Raw genomic sequence first — 3106 nt, 5'->3', positions numbered from 1 at the left:
GCCCCCCCACCCCCCCCCCCCGCGCCCCCCGCGCGCGCGGGGGGCCCCCCCCTGCCCCGTACCCAGGCAAGGACCGACACGATGCCCCGCGGCCGCTACTCGCTCCACGACCCGCACGACCACACCCCCCTCGGCGAGGAGCACTTCCACTGCGCGCCCGGCCCCTCCGGCTGGCGCTACGTCTCCCAGCTCACCGCCCCCGACGGCGAGCACCGCGGCTCCGTCGACCTGGCGGTCGACGAACTCGGCCGACCCATCCGCCTCGAACTCAACGCGTCGGGCTGGCAGGTTCGCGGCGCCGCCATCGACGGCGTCACCTGGGTGCGCTCCGATCCCGCCGGCGCCGAGGCCACCGAGGGCAACGTCCCCGCCGCCGCCTTCACCGGCACCTCGCCGGCCTTCCTCGTCGCGACGTCCCGCCTGCTGCGCCTGACCCCCGGTGCCCCCGCGACCCGGATCCGGCTGGTCGCCCTCACCGACCCGGTGCTGGCCCCCCGCACGGTCGACCAGGCCTGGGCGCTGCTCGGGCGCGCCGAGCACGCGACGGACAGCGGCCCGCTCGTGGTGGACGAGTACCAGGTCACCGCCCTGGACACCGGTGAGGTCCACACGGTCCACCTGGCGGGCGACGTGGTCCTCGCGGCGCCCGGCATCGAGCTGGAGCACCTGGAGACCCCGCCCTCGGCGTTCCCCGAGGACTGACGTCCCGCGGCTGCCCGGCGCCCGCGCCGCACCGGGCGGGCGATCACGCGGCGCGAAGCCCGTCGCGGGCCGCGGCGGCACCTGAGCCGCGGGGGGCGGGGGCGCCACCACCGGCGCCACCACCGGCGCCACCACCGGCGCGGGCATGGCGCCCGGCACCGGCTGGGGTGCGGGCGGTCCGGCCGGCGGCCCGTACGCCCCGGGAGCCGCGTGCCCCCACGCGGCCGGCATCCCCGCGGACGTTGCGGGCGCCCCGGGAACGGGACCGGCACCGGGGCCGAAGGCACGGGCCGCGTCCCGGGCCTGCCGCTCGTGCACCACCGCCATCAGGAACGCGGCGGCCGGCACCCCCACCGGCGGCGGCGCCCCCGTACGCGCCACCAGGTCGTCCGCGAGCCGCGCCGCCATCGCGGCGCCCACCTGCGGGTCCAGCTGGTTCATCCGCGTCAGGTACTGCCGTATCGCCAGCCACAGCCCGTCCGGCACGGCCGACAGGTCCAGCCCGGAGAACCGCCCGGCCAGCCACGGCGGCGGCGCGGGCACCGGCATCACCCGTGCCCCCGGCACCCGCTCCCGGACGACCAGCGCCCCCGCGAACACGTCCCCGAGCCGCCGGCCCCGCGCCGACACCAGCGACGCGATACAGGCCAGGGCCCCGAACGTCATCAGCAGCTCCACGACCCCCATCGCCCCGCGCACCAGCGCGTGCCGGAACCGGATCGGCCCGCCGTCGTCGCGCACCACCCGCAGCCCGCAGGCCAGCTTGCCCAGCGAACGCCCGTGGGACAGCGTCTCCACCGCGATCGGTACGCCGACGAGCACCAGCACGAAACTCGCCACCGACACCGCGGCCTGCGCGGCGGGGTCCAGCGAGGCGGTCGCGACGGTCAGCGCGATCGAGACGATCAGGTAGCCGGTGACGTACACGAGCAGGTCCAGGAAGATCGCCAGCGCCCGGCTCGGCAATCTCGCCGGCCGCAAACCCAGGACGACCGCGTCCCCCGTCACCAGATCGCTCACCCTGCACACCTTTCCCGTGACCGGACCCGCCCCTCGATCCCCCAGTCTGCCAAGCTGACCACGGCAGGAGTAAGCAGAAGCAGGGTCCTGGGGCAGGGGAGCGGTAACCGGATGGATCTCGACGTCTTCGTCACGGCCCACCGGGCGGAATGGGACCGCCTGGAACAGCTCCTCGGCCGGGGCCGCCGGCTGACCGGCGCCGAGGCGGACGAGCTGGTCGCGCTCTACCAGCGGACGTCCACGCACCTCTCGATGATCCAGTCGAGCACCCCCGACCCCATGCTCACGGGCCGCCTGACGCAGCTCGTCGCCCGCGCCCGCGCCACCGTGACGGGTGCCCGCCGGGCCGGCTGGCGCGACGCCGCCCGCTTCTTCACCGCCGGCTTCCCGGCCGCCGTCTACCGCAGCCGCCGCTGGTGGATACCGACGGCGCTGCTCTCCACGGCGGTCGGCGTCCTCATCGGCTGGTGGATAGCCACGCACCCGGAGGTCCAGGGCGTCATCGCCGCTCCGGACGACCTGAAGGCGCTCACGAAGCCGGGCGGCGGGTACGAGACGTACTACTCCAGCAATCCGGCGGGTTCGTTCGCCGCCCAGGTGTGGACGAACAACGCCCAGGCGGCCGCGATCTGCCTGGTCCTGGGCGCGTTCCTCGGGATACCGGTGCTCTGGATCCTCTTCCTGAACATGCTCAACCTCGGCGTCGGCATCGGCCTGATGGCCTCCGTGGGCCGCCTCGACGTCTTCCTCGGCCTGATCCTGCCGCACGGCCTGCTCGAACTGACCGCGGTGTTCGTCGCCGCGGGCACCGGCCTGCGCCTCGGCTGGACGGTCGTCGACCCGGGCCCCCGCACCCGCCGCGCCGCCCTCGCCGAACAGGGCCGGGCCGCGCTGGGCATGGCGATCGGCCTGGCCGTGGTCCTGTTCGTCTCCGGGCTCATCGAGGGCTTCGTGACCCCGTCGGGCCTCCCGACCTGGGCGCGCATCACGATCGGCGTCGCCGCCGAGGCCCTGTTCCTGACGTACGTCTACGTGCTCGGCGGCCGGGCCGCGCGGGCCGGCGAGGTGGGCGACGTGGAGGCCGCCGACCAGGCAGCCACCCTGCCGACCGCCGCCTGATGTGCGCAGACCCCTGCTGAGCTGCTAGTCTCCTCGTCGTCCCGCAGCGACTGTTGACACAGCCGCCGCAGGGAGGTAGATTTCAACGGTTGCCTCGAACTGGACAAGTTCGACGGCGGTCGTTTAAGATCTTTCTCGCCCTCAAGGAATTGAATTCCAATGGGGCACAGTCGACTCCTCATCCAGGAATCCGAAGCCGGGAAATCCGGTGGAAAACTTCTGATAGAGTCGGCATCGCCGGAAAGGGAAACGCGAAAGCGAAGAC

General features: G+C 74.3%; 2 protein-coding genes and 1 pseudogene. 2 read left to right on the top strand and 1 reads right to left on the bottom strand.

Annotated features, from left to right (window positions below):
* Positions 1-81 precede the first annotated feature (81 nt).
* The gene (locus ACFXA3_RS39650) at positions 82-702 is read left to right on the top strand and encodes a hypothetical protein (RefSeq protein WP_385195803.1); all 621 of its coding nucleotides are present in this window, start codon (positions 82-84) and stop codon (positions 700-702) included.
* Between the two features lie 48 nt (positions 703-750).
* Here ACFXA3_RS39650 and ACFXA3_RS39645 read toward each other — a convergent pair.
* Positions 751-1722, bottom strand: a pseudogene (locus ACFXA3_RS39645) (RDD family protein); the annotation flags it as partial.
* Positions 1723-1833: 111 nt separating this feature from the next.
* Here ACFXA3_RS39645 and ACFXA3_RS39640 point away from each other — a divergent pair.
* On the top strand, positions 1834-2841 hold the full coding sequence (locus tag ACFXA3_RS39640; protein ID WP_385195801.1) for a stage II sporulation protein M: 1008 nt from the start codon (positions 1834-1836) through the stop codon (positions 2839-2841).
* Positions 2842-3106: the final 265 nt, after the last annotated feature.

The sequence above is a fragment of the Streptomyces sp. NPDC059456 genome (genome assembly GCF_042750055.1).
In the GTDB taxonomy this organism is placed as follows: Bacteria; Actinomycetota; Actinomycetes; order Streptomycetales; family Streptomycetaceae; genus Streptomyces.
Note: the sequence above shows the minus strand (reverse complement) of the source record. Positions and strands in the feature narration are given on the sequence as shown.

Excerpts from the sequence above, each read along its gene's own strand:
- ACFXA3_RS39650 (WP_385195803.1), top strand. The coding sequence starts at position 82 with ATGCCCCGCGGCCGCTACTCGCTCCACGACCCGCACGACCACACCCCC.
- ACFXA3_RS39640 (WP_385195801.1), top strand. The coding sequence starts at position 1,834 with ATGGATCTCGACGTCTTCGTCACGGCCCACCGGGCGGAATGGGACCGC.